Origin of the sequence: Desulfosporosinus acidiphilus SJ4, assembly GCF_000255115.2 — a bacterium.
Lineage (GTDB): Bacteria > Bacillota > Desulfitobacteriia > Desulfitobacteriales > Desulfitobacteriaceae > Desulfosporosinus > Desulfosporosinus acidiphilus.
This window is the reverse complement of sequence record NC_018068.1, coordinates 2,125,376-2,141,268: the sequence shown is the minus strand read 5'-3', so window position 1 is coordinate 2,141,268 and position 15,893 is coordinate 2,125,376. Positions and strand designations below refer to the sequence as shown.

Annotated in this window: 12 protein-coding genes and 1 riboswitch; all 12 genes read right to left on the bottom strand. The window is 46.5% G+C overall.

All coding sequences use genetic code 11. The features are described 5' to 3' along the window. Positions 1 to 94: 94 nt before the first annotated feature. The 12 genes from ade to hydA all read right to left on the bottom strand — a co-directional run bounded on the left by ade (position 95) and on the right by hydA (position 15,597). Positions 95 to 1,819 (bottom strand): adenine deaminase, encoded by a 1,725-nt coding sequence (gene ade / locus DESACI_RS09855; protein ID WP_014827044.1) that lies wholly within the window; start codon positions 1,817 to 1,819, stop codon positions 95 to 97. Between the two features lie 68 nt (positions 1,820 to 1,887). Continuing rightward, entirely contained in the window at positions 1,888 to 3,219 is a 1,332-nt protein-coding gene (locus DESACI_RS09850; RefSeq protein WP_014827043.1) for a 5'-deoxyadenosine deaminase, read from the bottom strand. A gap of 113 nt (positions 3,220 to 3,332) precedes the next feature. Then, positions 3,333 to 4,694, bottom strand: a complete 1,362-nt coding sequence (locus tag DESACI_RS09845) for an NCS2 family permease (protein WP_014827042.1) — start codon at positions 4,692 to 4,694, stop codon at positions 3,333 to 3,335. A 90-nt stretch (positions 4,695 to 4,784) separates the two neighbouring features. Next, positions 4,785 to 5,786, bottom strand: a complete 1,002-nt coding sequence (locus tag DESACI_RS25495) for a xanthine dehydrogenase family protein molybdopterin-binding subunit (RefSeq protein WP_014827041.1) — start codon at positions 5,784 to 5,786, stop codon at positions 4,785 to 4,787. Then, complete coding sequence (locus tag DESACI_RS25490) at positions 5,783 to 7,048, bottom strand: xanthine dehydrogenase family protein molybdopterin-binding subunit (RefSeq protein WP_014827040.1); 1,266 nt, start codon at positions 7,046 to 7,048, stop codon at positions 5,783 to 5,785. Before DESACI_RS25490 ends, DESACI_RS25495 begins: the two co-directional genes overlap by 4 nt. Then, positions 7,048 to 7,512, bottom strand: coding sequence for a (2Fe-2S)-binding protein (locus DESACI_RS09830; RefSeq protein ID WP_014827039.1), 465 nt, complete (start codon positions 7,510 to 7,512; stop codon positions 7,048 to 7,050). Before DESACI_RS09830 ends, DESACI_RS25490 begins: the two co-directional genes overlap by 1 nt. Beyond that, entirely contained in the window at positions 7,509 to 8,351 is an 843-nt protein-coding gene (locus tag DESACI_RS09825) for an FAD binding domain-containing protein (protein ID WP_014827038.1), read from the bottom strand. The genes DESACI_RS09830 and DESACI_RS09825 overlap by 4 nt, the downstream gene beginning before the upstream one ends. 70 nt (positions 8,352 to 8,421) lie before the next feature. Then, positions 8,422 to 8,521: riboswitch (purine riboswitch) on the bottom strand. A 294-nt stretch (positions 8,522 to 8,815) separates the two neighbouring features. Next, a complete protein-coding gene (yqeB, locus tag DESACI_RS09820) occupies positions 8,816 to 9,673 on the bottom strand; it encodes a selenium-dependent molybdenum cofactor biosynthesis protein YqeB (protein ID WP_014827037.1) in 858 nt (285 codons plus the stop codon). Positions 9,674 to 9,696: 23 nt separating this feature from the next. Continuing rightward, positions 9,697 to 10,413 carry a nucleotidyltransferase family protein gene (locus tag DESACI_RS09815; RefSeq protein ID WP_014827036.1) on the bottom strand — a complete coding sequence of 239 codons (717 nt, stop codon included), beginning with the start codon at positions 10,411 to 10,413 and terminating at the stop codon, positions 9,697 to 9,699. After that, positions 10,395 to 11,288: a selenium cofactor biosynthesis protein YqeC gene (gene yqeC / locus DESACI_RS09810; protein ID WP_014827035.1), complete on the bottom strand. Its 894-nt coding sequence runs from the start codon at positions 11,286 to 11,288 to the stop codon at positions 10,395 to 10,397. Before yqeC ends, DESACI_RS09815 begins: the two co-directional genes overlap by 19 nt. 357 nt (positions 11,289 to 11,645) lie before the next feature. Beyond that, on the bottom strand, positions 11,646 to 14,201 hold the full coding sequence (gene xdh, locus DESACI_RS09805; protein WP_041276410.1) for a selenium-dependent xanthine dehydrogenase: 2,556 nt from the start codon (positions 14,199 to 14,201) through the stop codon (positions 11,646 to 11,648). Continuing rightward, the gene (gene hydA / locus DESACI_RS09800) at positions 14,194 to 15,597 is read right to left on the bottom strand and encodes a dihydropyrimidinase (protein WP_014827033.1); all 1,404 of its coding nucleotides are present in this window, start codon (positions 15,595 to 15,597) and stop codon (positions 14,194 to 14,196) included. The genes xdh and hydA overlap by 8 nt, the downstream gene beginning before the upstream one ends. Positions 15,598 to 15,893: the final 296 nt, after the last annotated feature.

Genomic DNA, 15,893 nt, shown 5'->3' with positions numbered 1-15,893 from the left:
TAAGCTCGCTCTTACGCGATGAACTCATTTCTTCTTACCAAGTTCATCCCAAAGCAAGCTTTTCTAGAAACTTAAATGTATAAATTAACCTATTTTACAGAATAACGTTTGTCAATTGAAACTTTGACACGTCAACTAACCCTAAATCAGTGAGTTTAATTTCTGGTATTACAGGGAGAGATAGAAAGGCTAGGGTCATAAAAGGATCAATGGTTTCATAAATTCCTAAATTTCGGGCTTGAGCATGAATTTCACTGAGAGTCTGAGCAATTAACTCGGCATCCAGATTGGACATCAGTCCGGCAATGGGTAATGGCAGCTTACCAAGCACTTGATCTCCACGTACCAGGCAAAGCCCGCCTCCCATTTCGGCACAAGTATCAATGGCCAGATTCATCTCCTCATCACTCATTCCCACGACCACAAGATTGTGGGAATCGTGGGCCACCGTAGAAGCGATGGCTCCTTTTGTCAAACCTAATCCTTCCACAAAACCTACGCCGACATTTCCAGTCTTATGGTGACGCTCAAGAACCGCGATTTTGGCTATTTTTTGAGCAGGATCAGCCACTACACAATGATTAACGACGGGCAATTCTCGAATAATTTCTGAGGTGACCAGCGAATGTCCCTGGACACCAATGACACGCATTCTTGCAGAGAGAGCTCCAGCACTCGTTATATTCAACTTCAGTCTGTTGGGGGACCTATTCTCTAGATGTACACTTTCCGTCATTCCCATAATGCTTGACTTGGGAAAATGAGGGCGTTCACCTCGGCAGCTTAGACGTTTCCCCCGCCAGTATACTTCCTCGATCTCAAAACGGTTAAGATCTTTGAGGATCACAAAATCTGCTTGATATCCTGGTGCCACTGCTCCAAGTCCTAAGAGCCCGATGGCGCGCGCAGTATTAATGGTAGCCATCTGGATAACCCTAATTGGGTTCACACCCTCTTGGATTGCCAAGCGAACCAGATGGTCGATGGAACCTTCCTGAATTAAGTCTCTCGGATGCCGGTCATCGGTGACAAGCAGACATTGACTTGAGTTTTCGGGGGTAACCGCTGGTAACAGATCCCGCAGATTATTAGCAGCGCTCCCTTCTCTTAACATGACATAAAAACCCCTGCGGAGCCTTTCTCTGACCTCTTCAACCGTAGAACACTCATGTTCCGTATGAATTCCCGCCCGGTAATAGGCATTAAGATCCTGAGGAGATATTCCGGGAGCATGACCATCTTTAAACCTCACCGGGAGTTCTAGCTTTTCCACCATCTCTGCCTTAGCCGCCAAAACTCCCGGATAATCCATGACTTCCCCAAGTCCGATGACGTTTGGATGATCTAGAAATCCCTTGAGATCAGCCGCCCTGAGACGGGCCCCGGAAGTTTCCAATTCCGTTGCCGGAACACAAGAAGGCAGAGCAACAAAACCATTAAAAGGCAAATCCTGAATACTATCCAAGATATAGCGAATTCCTTGAACACCTAATACATTGGCAATTTCATGGGGATCAACAACGGCTGTCGTAACACCGTGAGAAAGAAGAAGAGAGCAAAATTCTTCCGGGCAAAGATGTGAGCTTTCAATATGAACATGACCGTCAATGAGTCCGGGAACGATATAATTTCCGTCTAAATCCAAAACTTTTTCCGCATTCTCAAAAGTTCCTATGCCCACAAACTGCCCCTGATGGATGCCAATATCTGTCTCATGGATTTCTCCGGAGAAAACATTGACCAACTTGGCTCTTTTCAGGACAAGATCAAGACGTGCAAGTCCTCTCGATTCATCCATTCTTTGCCTAAAGTTAGACATCAGCCACCCCTCCTTTCTGCAAAATCAAGCACCTAGGAAGCTGTTCTATTCTCCGTTTGAGAAACCTTTTAAATCATTCCTACCCGTTTCATAACACGATTCAAGCTTTGAGTCGAACGTTTTTTAAGTTCGGGAACGTCGATGGTCAGCAACTTGCGATCTCTCATGACAATTTGCCCATCAACCATAGTAAGGCGGACATCAGAGGGATAAGCCTGATAAACCAACTGAGAGTATACGTCCACATGTTGGTTGGGCCAGGTGTGTAATCCCTGAAGGCTTACAACGGCTAAATCTGCCTTTTTACCGGCTTCCAGGCTCCCAAGATCTGCTTCGCGTCCCAAAGCACGTGCTCCGGCGATGGTTGCAAGTTCAAATACTTTTTGGGCCGGCATGGCAGTTGGGCCATGTAAAGGTTTTTGGATGAGAGCCGCGTGACGCATTTCCCGGAAACCATCCAGATTATTACTGCAGGGTGCTCCATCAGAACTGAGGGAGACTTCGGCACCTCGCCCCAAGAGCTCGGTAATGGCGGCTATCCCCGAAGCCAGCTTCAGATTCGATGATGGACAATGGGAAATCCGCGTTTTAGTCCGAACCAGAATATCCTTTTCGGTCTCATCCAGCCAGATGCAGTGAGCGAGAATTAACTTCGGGCCTGTTAAGCCGACCTTATCTAAATAGACGACATTGCGCATTCCCCGGGTACTTTCCACAACTTGAATTTCGCCTCGGTTTTCAGAAGCATGGGTATGCACAAAAGCCTTCTTTTCTCTTGCCAGACGCGATACTTCCTTTAATAAGGTATCGGTACAAGAAATGACAAAGCGAGGTGTAAAAGCTACTTCTAATCGTCCGTTTCCTTGCCCGTTAAATTTCTCAAATAAGTCCACACTTTCTTGTAAAGAAGCCTCTGTGGTTTCCTGCAAGGAAAGAGGCACATCTCCGCTGGGATCATCCATCATGACTTTCCCGGCCAGTGCTCTCATTCCGCTGGACAATATAGCTTTGAAAGCATGTTCTGTATGATGCACTGTTTCCATATCTACGATTGTTGTCGTTCCACCTAAAAAGAGTTCTCCAATACCAAGCAATGCGGAATCATAGATGGATTCAGGATCGTGTCCGCCTTCTAAAGGCCATATTCTTAATTTCAGCCAGTCCAAAAGTTCCAAATCATCAGCCTGACCCCGAAACAAGGTCTGACAAAGATGGATATGAGTTTGAATCAAGCCGGGAATGAGCAAGTCACCGTTCAGATCAAACACTTGATCGGCAGAAGACTCCTTAACCTCCCCCACCGCTGCAATCCTTGAGCCATCGACTAACAGATCGCCCTTGATCACATCACGCTGAGCATTCATGGTCACAATGGTCGCGTTTTTAAATAGTACACGCATGCTAAATTCCACCTTTCTCCTCATCCGAAGAGAATTATTTCCTCAAAAAACCTGGAATCGGGAGAGATGTGCTGAACTTTAAAAACACATCTCTCCATAATCCCCGTGACTTATTAGCCCCCGCCAAGGACAAAGTGAACAATGAATAAGATGGTCAAAATATAGGTAACGGCATTATTCTCTTTGTGTCTTCCAGTAACTAATTTAATAATTGTATAAGACATGAAGCCAAAGGCCAAACCCTGGGCAATAGAATAAGTTAAGGGCATCATAACGATGGTGATAAAGGCCGGAAATGCTTCCGTAAAATCTTCAAAATTAATATGAACTACTTCGCTCATCATTAAAACACCTACAATAATAAGAACAGGTGCCGTCGCTTGCCCTGGGATTAAGCCAACAAGGGGAGCAAAAATGATCGAAAAAATGAAAAGAACTGCAACGGTCACTGCGGTTAAACCGCTTTTTCCGCCCTCAGCTACGCCAGCTGTACTTTCAATGTAGGACGTTACCGTTGGAGTACCCATGATGGAACCAAACATCGTACCAATCGAATCGGACATTAATGCTCTGCCGACTCTTGGCAGATTTCCTTTTTCATCCAAAAGACCGGCTTTGCGAGAAATTCCCAATAGTGTTCCAATATTGTCAAACAGATCAACAAAGGTGAAGGCAAAGAGAATCGAGATTAAACCATAATTAAAGACACCCATAATGTCAAGTTTCCCCATAACCGGTGCTACAGCATGGAAAGGATTGGAGAAGGCAACAAAACTCGATACACCCGTTGGGAACTGCTTAATGCCCATAAACATACTGAAAATTGTTGTCAGGAGAATTCCGAACAATAGACCGCCTTTAATTCGTTTAGCCATAAAAAATCCGGTCACAATTAACCCAAATACTGTCACAATGACACTAGGAGACTTCATATTGCCTAATTGAACAAGAGTATCTTTATTCGCTACCACAAGGCCGCCATCTTGCAAGCCAATAAATGCAATAAACAGTCCAATACCGACGCCAATAGAGAGGCGTAAAACTGTGGGAACTCCTTCCATAATCCATTCCCGAACTCTGGTGACCGTTAAGAGAAAGAAGATAAATCCGGAAATAAACACCGCCCCGAGAGCAGTTTGCCAGGGAAGTTTCATACCGATGACCACGGAATAGGTAAAGAAGGCATTAAGACCCATCCCGGGAGCCATGGCAATAGGATAGTTAGCATACACACCCATAATTAAGGTTGCTACTGCAGCGGCGATCGCAGTCGCTGCAAAGGTCGCATTCATGGGCATTCCCGCGTCTTTTAAAATATTGGGATTAACGAACAAGATATAGGCCATAGTGACAAAGGTTGTCACTCCTGCGAGAATTTCGGTCCTTACATTGGTACCCAATTCGGAGAGATGAAAAAAGCCATCGAGAAAGCCTTGACCGGCCGTAGGCGGAGAATTTTTTGACACGCTTGACATGAACAGCCCTCCCTAAAATCGACATAATGCCTCATTCTGACTGACCTTGATGCCAAAACATAAATCTAGAGCCTTATTGTTTTTTATAGTTTACCCCAATTCCTCCTTTTTCTCTGCTAATGCCTGCAGTATTTTTTCCGGTGTTGCCGGCAACGAGGTGATTCTTACCCCCACAGCGTCATCAATGGCATTGATGACGGCAGCAACCGTTGGAAGCATCGCTGGTTCACCGAGACCCTTGGCGCCATAAGGGCCGCTGTCCTCAGCTTCTTCGATAAAAAATGCTTCTATATTAGGCACATCGAGTGCTGTGGGAATCAAATAACTGGAAAATGCCGGGTTCTTAATCGTTCCTTTTTGCAGTTCAAGTTCTTCCAGCAGAGCATAGCCGATCCCCTGGGTCACTCCCCCTGCTATTTGCCCCTCGACTTGTGAGGGATTTAAAGCCTTCCCCACATCATGAACGGCAATAACTTTGAGAACTTTCACTTTGCCTGTTTCCGTATCCACTTCTACCTCTGCAGCTTGACAACCAAAGGAATAAGGCCAGTAAGGAGCTCCCTGCCCGGTGGTGAGATCCACGGGAGTCGAACGGGCTGTAGAACTTTCCGCGCTGATAAAGCGCTCCCCATTCAAACGAGCTTTAAAAACCATGTCTTCCAGAGGCATCCGCCGGAACGGATCACCCTTGACTCCAATATATCCTGACTTAAGCTCAATGCCCTCTGCTGTCGGGCAGGAAAACTCACGGGCAGCGTAGGTCAGCAAACGAGATTTAGCTTGCCGCACTGCTTTAAGAACTGCGTTGCCGGTATTGTAAGTTTGGCGGGTTGCGGCAGAAGTTCCCGAATCGGGAGTTACATCTGTATCAGCCGTATTAACACAAATATCCTCTGCCCTAAGCCCCAATTCTTCGGCAGCAATTTGGGCAAAAATCGAACTGCTTCCCTGTCCCACATCCACGGCCCCGGTCAAAACCGTTGCCGAACCATCGTCATGAATTTCCACAAAAGCACTCGAAACATCCGGAAAACCATTGCCATACCCAGTTCCATACCAGGCACAACCCAAACCTATTCCCCGTTTTTTCATGGAGTTTCCACCTCTCTTCTGAAATATGGGGCGATCTTGGCTAAACATTGATCTAAAGGAACACTGCTGGTCAGCTCTTGTCCCGTTGCCGTGATACTTCCCACTTGGAAACAATTGCGCAAACGAATTTCTAAAGGTGATATCCCCAACTTCTTAGCCAGAAGATCCATTTGACTTTCATAAGCCAAGACCGTTTGAGCTGCACCGAAGCCCCGCATTGCTCCAGTAAAAGGATTATTCGTAAAAACTGCATAACTGTCAATCTCCACGTTGGGTATCTCATAGGGCCCTGTGGCATGAACAGCAGATTTGCGCAAAACATTGACACTCCATGAAGCATAGGCTCCTGCATCACCTATGATCTTGGCCTGCATGGCTACAAGCTTGCCATCCTTCGCAGCTCCAGTCTTGTAATACATAGTCATTGGATGACGTTTGCTGTGGGAATAAAAAGACTCTTCCCTTGTATTCTCCATTTTGACGGGCCTCTGGGTCTTCAAGGCCAGTAAGGCCGCTATAATTTGCAGAGAGATATCTTCTCGCCCGCCGAAAGCACCGCCAACTGCCAAAGTCTTCACTTGAACTTGACTGTAGCGAAACCCCAGGGCATGAGCAATTTCCCCTCGATCATAGTGAGCATATTGAGTTGCAGTTTGAACCACCATATGCCCCCGTTCATCCAAATAAGCGAGAACAGCTTCTGGCTGCAAAAAAGCATGATCTACATGCTGTGTCTTATAAACTTGTTCGACCACAACATCCGCTTTAGCCCAGCCTTCCTCCATCGATCCCCTGCGAATGGGCAGGTGGTACAGGATATTTGTAGGCTGAAGTTCCGGGTGCAAAGGCGGAACCTCTGGCTTCATGGCCTCTTCGGGTTCAAAAATGGCCGGCAGAATTTCATAGTTCACCTGTATTCGCTCCGCGGCTTGGCGGGCTATCTCCATGGTTTCGGCTCCCACAACGGCCACCGGGTCCCCCACCATGCGTACATAGTCGGCGATGACCGGCTGATCACGGAACAGAACGCCATGTGAATTATGAGGTACATCTTTAGCGGTCAGGACTGTCACAACACCTGCGATCTTCTTAGCTTCTTCGCTGTTAATATTCAGAACCCGAGCATGAGGATGAGGACTGCGCAGAACAACCCCGTATAATTGATTAGGAAGATTGACATCGGCCGGAAACTTTGTTTGACCAAAAACCTTTCCCCAAGAATCTTCCCTCAGGACACGAGACCCTACTACTTCAGTTTTCATTATTTTTCCTCCTCGGCAGCCCGCTTGACGGCACGCAGAATCTTATCATAGCCCGTACAGCGGCAGAGGTTTCCCGATAAAGCCACTCCAATTTCCTCATCGCTGGGATGAGGATTCTTATCCAGTAAATTTTTAGCGGAGAGAACCATCCCCGGAGTACAAAAACCACATTGTACTGCCCCAACTTCTACAAAAGCTTTCTGAACAGGATGAGGTTTTTGCCGATTCCCAACGCCTTCAATGGTTGTAATCGCAGAGTTTTGTGCCTGCCCTGCCAGCACGAGACAGGCGTTGACGGTTTTTCCGTCTAAAATCACGGTGCAGGCTCCACATTCTCCTTCTCCGCATCCTTCTTTTGTTCCCATCAAACCTAAGCGATTACGCAGTACATCCAGCAATCGTTCTTGCGGGTCCACCTCTAAAACGTACTTTTTATCATTTACGATCAATTCGATAGTCATCATTTATCCAACCCTCCTTGCAGCCTTAACGAAGCAACCGCTTCCCGAAAAACGCCGGCCACGGCAACCCGTTTATAAGGAGCTGAAGCTCTTTCACCCAAGGCTTCGCGCACAACACCTTGAACTTGACGGATCCCCAATTTCAGCCACGATTCATTAAACTCCTGATGACTCAATGACTGGGCCAGAGGCTCACTGAGAAACGCTCGTCTTCCAACGGCACCTAAAGCGACCCGAACATTTCCAATCTTTGAACCCTCAAGCTCTAAGGCCACTGCGACACTTAAGCGAGCAATAGCTAAGGCTTCCCGTCTCCCCAATTTGGCAAATCCGGTAAACTGATGTCTTTTAGGGATTTTAAATCCGCCGATAAGGGTACCTGGAGAAAGCAAAGGTGTCTGTTCTAATAAGTTAGCCAGCGGCAATTGCTTCACTCCTTCAACGGAAAGCAAAACAACATCAGCCCCCAGGGCTAAGAGCGGAGGCAAACCATCGGCTGCCGGAGAACAGTTCCCAAGATTTCCGCCAAGAGTCGCCTGATTGCGAATCTGCGGTGAACCCATCGTTTGGCAGGCTAACCAGAGAGCCGAAGCCTTCTTTGCAACAAGTTCGCTTTTGCCCATATCTGTGAAAGTTGCCATACTGCCAATTTCTACGGACTCGTTTGTTTCCCTAATTTCTCGGAGTTCTGAGATCTTGCCAAGATCAATCAATACTTCCGGTAAGATCTTTCCTTTCTGCATTTGAAGTACAAGATCTGTTCCTCCGGCCAAAAACATTCCTTGGGCTGAATGTGCTATATCTATTGCTTCTTTGACACTTTGCGGCCGATAATACTTCATAGAATGTCCCCCTCTTGCTTAACGCCGTTTAAAGATTTTATAAAAAGAAAAAGCAACCATAATTATTTCTCCATAAACCATTCCGGCTCATAGAGAAGCAATTACGGTTGCCTCGTAGACACCCTCGACCCAATTATCAAGGATATATGAGTTATAATTACACTATTTTGTTTTTTCTCACTATAGTTATATTCGTCAAATTTATTGGAATTCCTACTTAAAATTTTAAAAATTTTGTTTCGTATCTTATGATAATCCAAAAAAATATGGCAGATATAGGTGACTATCCCTATTTTGAGAGGATAAGGAAATTACGCAGTTCCTATACATGTTATTATTTTCTCACACTACCACGTAAATGACACTTACCATAAACTGGCGCTGCCACTTTACAGACATGTGGTCTGCCCTAAAAAGCAATATTACATAAAATTAGTTGCTTCGATCAAGATCTGATTGTTGCTTTAATTAGAATGTTCGTTTTTCAAACGAGGCGAATGTAATAATTTACTTTCCATCATTCCCAGAAGAACAGCAGAACCAATAGCCCGTGCTTTTTCTGAAATGGTATAACAATACTCTTTATTCCCGCGCGGATCAATATCACCCACTTTAACCGCAGGGTCAATGGGGGTATTATCCATTAATAATCCTCGCAGGACACCATCAATTCCGGCACAGATTCTTTGTGAGTCAGTCCCGTCCTCGATTAAACCAACACAATCACCCGCCTGAACCTTTTCGCCAATGTCCTTTTGCGCTTTAAAGATCCCTGCTTTAGAAGAATAAAGAACGCGTTCTTTGGTATATCCGCCAATATTGCCTGGGATTCCTGTATTAGGCTCGGCGGAACCGGTATAGATCAGCCGGCCTAAGTTGTGACCTCGATTCGTTTCAACGACCAAGTCAACATCGGCACCGGCCGTAAAACCAGGGCCCAATCCGATGGTGAAAGCAGCCATATCCCGGCGGGTACCTATGTTCCGTTTGGCCAAAATGGCATCGACTAAGAATGTCGGCTTAAGACTTGCTATACAATGAAGTTCGGGGTCAATCAAAATGGGAACAATACCGGTTTCCCAAGCAGGTCCGCAGGACTCTGAATCAGCAACAAGACTTGCCGAAATCTCCTCAACTTGCCAGTTCCCCTTAACAACGGCCGTACCAAAGCATACCGGCCAGCGAACCATCAAGGGCTTGGGCACTTCTGTCATTACCACCCGGAATCCTGCTTTCGCTAGAGCCCACCCTACCCCTGTAGCTTGTTCTCCGGCACCTCGAACCAGTACCACAGGTCCATGCAATTCGAGTTTCTTTTCCATAGTCCTCATCCTCCTTACTTTATTCAAGTTTGGATTGTAGTTTGATCCCTTCTTTGGCAATATTCCAGCCAGGCCTGATATTCTTCAGGTGTATCCACATCCTGCAGGAATGTCTCTCTTACCCTGCACCTAGTCCATCGTTCAGGATAGCGGTATAAGACCTTCCTACCTCCTTCTTCCCCTTGTAGCTCGCTGAGTTCCGAAACATACCTCCGGTGAAAAAATACCGGAGAGCCAACTCCAGCATCGGATATGGGCACTAAAAAATCCGGAGCCACTCTCAAAGCCTGCTCAAAACAAAGGGCTAATTCCTGGGAGGTGACTCCTACCTGATCACCTGGTAAAAAGCCTACCATCTGTGTGGTTTCCTCCAAATCTCTAAGCCCTAAACGAAGAGTTTCGGAAAGGGGGATTACTTCAGGTACTTGCAGCCAATTTCCACCCGCTTCTCGAAAAGAACGCTGGATTTCCTCAGTTAGATATTCCTCCGGCGGACGCCGTGTAACCACACGAATTTGTATCGATTCTGAAGGAGTTTTGATCCCCGCAGACGATTCCTGAGATAATTCTTGAGATAACTTCTGAGACGCTTTTTGAGACGGTTTTTGTATTAATCGAATCCCTTCCAAAACAGTCTGAGTCACGTGACCGAGAACAGTTGTATGTATGTAAGGTAAAGCCAGTTTGTCTCGGCCCATTCGTGTTGCTTGCCCGGCTGCCATTACCACAAGTCGAACCATAGCAGCTTTCCCCCTTTGGCATCTCCCGCAGCTATTCTTAAGCTTCGCGGCTTTGTTTCCGGAGCTTTGGAGAACACCTCTTCCACCCCTCTGCGGTAAAGAGCTTCCAAAAGAACAACAAGGTCCTTAAGCTCAGGCAAACCGGCTTGATTTTCCATTTCAGGGAAAATCGATTCCTCAAAAGACTTTATTTTTATAGGATCAGGCTGGTCGTGAATATTAAGCAAAATGACCCACGCTAAGTGCTGATACTGGGGGTAAAATACCGGAGACTTCCTAAAGTACCGCCAGGCGCTTTCCTCCGTCCACTGGTTATTAAACAGATCAGGACAGCATTCGGCCCGATGGACATCTTCAGGTTTCAGCTCCTGTCCCCACAATCTTCCATCTACGACTAATACTCCACAATCCGATTGCAGCGGAATTTGAGGCTCATGACCGGCCCAACATTTTAAACGGCGCTCTCTTGCTCCATCACCTTCGATAATCCAATGGCGCCGGCCCGGATGGTCATTACTATGGGTAATGGGGCCGTCTACATCCCCTAATACCGCGTCATCCACTGCGGAGAGAGAATGACCTAACCATTTTCCGCTTCTCTCTTCTGCTCCAGAATACCAAAAATAAGCAGTTTTGGATGCGAAGGGCGGCGGCATGGAATGGAGCCAAGGCTTGAGATGTCTCTCCGGGTACACTTTTGTCGTTGTTGTGGCAATTACCGGAAACCCCGCAGCATGAATTTCTTGGGTTAAAGTCTGGAGGCAAGTGGTCTTTCCACCAGCCCCGATCAAGGTAATGACTCGTGCCTGCTTTGTCATTTCCCAAAGACTTCCCCCCGCCCAATTAATTTGTGAATCATTACTTAATTTCGCCATATTTGTTCCCTGCACTCATTCATCCATAATGTTATGAGATAATATTACAGCTCATTAATCGGCTTTATTCCCAGCTAAGACCCCCACTTCGCTAAGAGTGGAGTACTCTTTTATTTACTACGTCGGGGGAAAGCCCCCCCCAACGTAGCCCCAAGGTTCAGGCTCGGATTTAGTTTTAGTTTTAGTTTTAGTTTTAGTTTTAGCTTTAGTTTTAGCTTTAGTTTCCAGCTTCAGTTTCAGCTTCAGCTTAAGCTTCGGTTTCAGCTCCAGAACCACTTTAGCTTTATTTAATTTAATTTATTCAATTTAACTTTGCTTAAGCTTCATTTTGCTTTGTTTTGCTTTAGCTGAACGAGATCACTTTTTGTATGGTGTCTCACGCAGCGGGAGTGAAGTGCGCACTTTACCGTCAAACTTATGATAAGCCGAAGCTACGGCGGGTGCTGCTGGAATTGACGAGATTTCCCCGATTCCTTTAGCCCCATAGGCTAATGGTGAAGAATTCTTCTCAATGATAATTGATTCAATTTCCGGAACATCCGTCGATCTCAAGAGACCTAAGGTACCAAATTTGGCCGTGGGAACACCGTTTTGCAGCGGGAAATCTTCTTTCAAGGCGTAACCTAACCCCATGACTACTCCGCCCTCAATCTGTCCTTCTACGGCTTTAGGATTAATGGCCCGTCCTACGTCGTGAGCAGCCACAACCTTTTTCACGAGGCCCTGCTCATCGAGAATCACTACTTGAGTAGCATAACTGTAAGCAACATGACTGACCGGATTCGTTTTATCGGAATTAATGGGATCTGTCTTACCGAAATATTCCCCATAAAACTCCATGCCCTCTAACTCTTCCAGAGAGCATTTATATAAGGCTTGCTGAAGTTTCAGCGATGCTTGCCGGACAGCTTCCCCTGTAAATAGCGTTTGACGCGAGGCGGTCGTTGTTCCCGAATCCGGAGTGACAAAAGTATCGGGCACACCAAAAGAAATACGCTCCAAAGGCAGACCTGTCGCCTCATTGACAATTTGACTTGTCACCGTGGCTAATCCTTGTCCAATACAAGCGGCACTTGTCAAGACTAATACTTTTCCGTCGCATACTTGCAGTTTGACCCGTCCGGTATCCGGCAAACCGACACCTATTCCAGTATTCTTCATAACACAGGCAATTCCTGCATAAGGATTAGATTCGTACACCTCTCGAACTGCCAAAAGTGTTTCCTTAACAGCTGTCCCCTCATCGGTGATCTGGCCTGTAGGATTAATCATGCCAGGCTCCAGGGCATTGCGGTAGCGAATTTCCCAAGGAGAAATCCCCACTTTTTCAGCTAAGAGATCAAGATTTGTTTCAGAGGCAAAAGCCGCCTGAGGGACACCAAAGCCCCTAAAGGCTCCGGCCGGAGGATTATTGGTATAAACACAAAGTCCGGTAATATCAACGTTCGCAATTTGATATGGTCCCCCCACATGGGTACAGGCTCTCTGCAGTACAGCGGTTCCCAAGGAGGCATAAGCCCCGGTGTCCGCAACAATTTTAGCGGTCAGGGCCGTTAGTTTTCCCCCAGCATCACACCCGGTGGTGACTTCCAATTCCATGGCGTGCCGTTTAGGATGGACAAGGATACTCTCCTTGCGCGAAAGGGTGAGCTTGACAGGTTTTTGAGTTTTATAAGCCAAAAGAGCCGCATGATGCTGTACGCTTAAGTCCTCTTTTCCTCCAAAACCACCGCCGACGAGTTTACTGACGATCCTGACTTTTTCAGCCGGAAGCCCCAATATCCCCATAATGCCATGTTGGTCATCGTAAACGCTCTGATCACCGACATAGACTAAAATCCCTCCGTCTTCCTGTGGAATGGCCAAAGCGCTTTCCGGCTCCATAAATGCATGTTCCGTGGGCGGGGTTGAATATCGTTGAGTTATCACATGAGCTGATTTTGCTAAGGCTTCTTCTACATTTCCCCGCTTGATGATGGTGGTGCTTAACAAATTTCCTTGCTCGTGAATTTTCGGAGCATCGTCGGCCAGAGCCTCCGTAGGACTGAGAATGGGTTTGAGTTCTTCGTAATCAACTTTGATTAATGCTAAAGCCTCCCGGGCTTGCTTTTTTGTTTGAGCTGCAATTAGAGCAACGGCATCCCCAACATAGCGGGTTTCTTGCCCAACGGCAATCAAGGTCGGCCAATCGTGAAATATATGACCATGCTCATTAGTCCCGGGAATATCTTCTGCTGTCAAAACTGCCTCAACCCCGGGATAAACCCGAGCAGCCGAGGTATCGATCCCCTTGACAAGAGCTCGGGGATAGCTTGTGCGCAGGACTGCGGCATGAAGCATATTCTCAACGAACAAATCGTCTACATATTGACCGGTTCCCAGGACTTTTTCCCGAGCATCCAGGCGCTGAATACTTGTCCCCACTCCGGCTCCCGAAAGCGCCGCAGCATTGGTCTGCATTTCACCGCGCAACACTTTAGCCGCTAACATAATTCCTTGTTCTATTTTTACATAACCCGTGCAGCGACAGATATTGCCGCGGATCGCCTCTTTAATTTCTTTAGGGGTAGGATTGGGAGACTTGTCAATTAAAGCTTTAGCACTGACGATCATCCCGGGAATACAAAATCCGCACTGAACGGCACCGGCTTCCGCGAAGGCCCAGGTATAGGCTTCTTTTTCTCTTTCAGACAGCCCATCCACGGTCAGGACATTCTTTCCCGCCACTTTGGCCAGGGTTTGCGTACAAGCCCGCACTTTCTTGTCATCCACAAGTACTGTACAAGCACCGCACACCCCTTCTCCGCAGCCGTTTTTTAAGGATGTGATCTGCAAAACGTCCCTCAAATATTCCATAAGGTTCATATCGTCCTGGCAAGAATACTCTGTTCCATTGACATTAATCTTAAACATGTTTCCCATCCTTTCTCCTCAGAAATGGATTCCGGAACAAATACTTTCCTGCAGGTAACTCTTGAATTAATTCTCCATCTTGACAGACCAGTTTGCCGCGTAAAAATACCTTAATGGCTTTTCCCTGTTGTCGGAAGCCCTCAAAAGGAGTATAGTCCACTTGCTGGTGCAGTCTGTCGACTGAGATTTCAGACGAACTTCTCGGGTCCCATACTACCAGATCAGCATCACTGCCAGGCGCTATAGTGCCTTTGCGGGGAAATAAGCCAAACAGTTTCGCGGCATTGGTAGATGTCAAAGCGACAAACTCATTAAGATTCAATTTCCCTGTTTGCACACCATAGGTATAGAGCAACCCCATTCTGGTTTCCACACCGGGTGCTCCGTTGGGAATCTTACTGAAGTCTTCCAGACCTAGTTCTTTCTGGCCTTTATAATTAAACGCACAATGGTCGGTGGCCATCGTCTCCAAAATCCCCGTTTGCAAACCCGTCCAAAGCGCAGCTTGATTTTGAATCGGACGCAAGGGCGGGGATATAACATATTTGGCACCATTAAAACCTTCAGAGTCGTAATAACTTTCATCGAGCAAGAGGTATTGCGGGCAAGTTTCCGCATAGACCTCTCGACCTTGTAATTTGGCGTCAATTACAGCCTGAAGGGCTCCACTGCAGGTAAGATGAACAATATAAACAGGCGCATCGGCCATCTGAGCAAGAGCAATCACCCGTGAAGCAGCTTCGGCTTCTGCCTCGGGAGGCCGGGTCAATGGATGATATTTAGGAGCAATTTTCCCTACCTGACGGGCCTTTTGCACAAGATCATAAACCACATCTCCGTTTTCACAATGGACACAAACCAGTGCTTCACATTCTCCGGCCCGGCGCAGGGCCTGTAAGAGAGCGGCATCATCGACTTGCAGGACATTTTTATAAGCCATATACAGTTTAAAAGAAGGCACACCTTCTTGGTGAACCATTGTTGTCATTTCCTGAGCGACAGAATCATTCCAATCAGTAATCGCCATGTGAAAACCATAATCCACAAAACATTTACCGTCAGCTTTTTTATGCCAGTTTTCCAAGCCTGTTTTGAGACTTTCCCCTTTAAATTGAGTGGCATAATCTATAATCGTGGTAGTGCCCCCCAATAAAGCGGCTCTAGTCCCCGAATAAAAATCATCGGAAGTCGTAATATCTCCTGCGGGGAGGTCAAAGTGGGTATGGGGGTCAATACCGCCCGGAACTATAAAGCAGCCGTCCACATTGATGACCTGATCACCAGGTTGCTCGATCTCAAAACCAAGAGCCGCAATCCTCTCGCCTTCAATCCGGACGTCTGCTTGATAAACGTCGGCAGCTGTTACTACAGTCCCGCCATTTAATACAATACCCATTCCATAATCTCCTTAAGGCTTATTTAGAAATTCGTATGTGGTACTTGAGGTCCTTCATTCTATCTTTACCTTAACTAAAAACCTATATTAAACCCTATCTAAGGCTCTACTTCTATAAGTTGGGGCTAATCCTTGATTTCTTCGCTGGGTGTAGAGTGATGATTCATTTAACTTTCAGAGGATTCTTGAATTTTGAGACAGAGTGCTTTCCGCGGAAAGCACTCTGATTAGGTTGAGCCATGGGTGTTGCCTAATACCGAAGAACCTGAACAGTTATATTTGAGAAATTGATACTT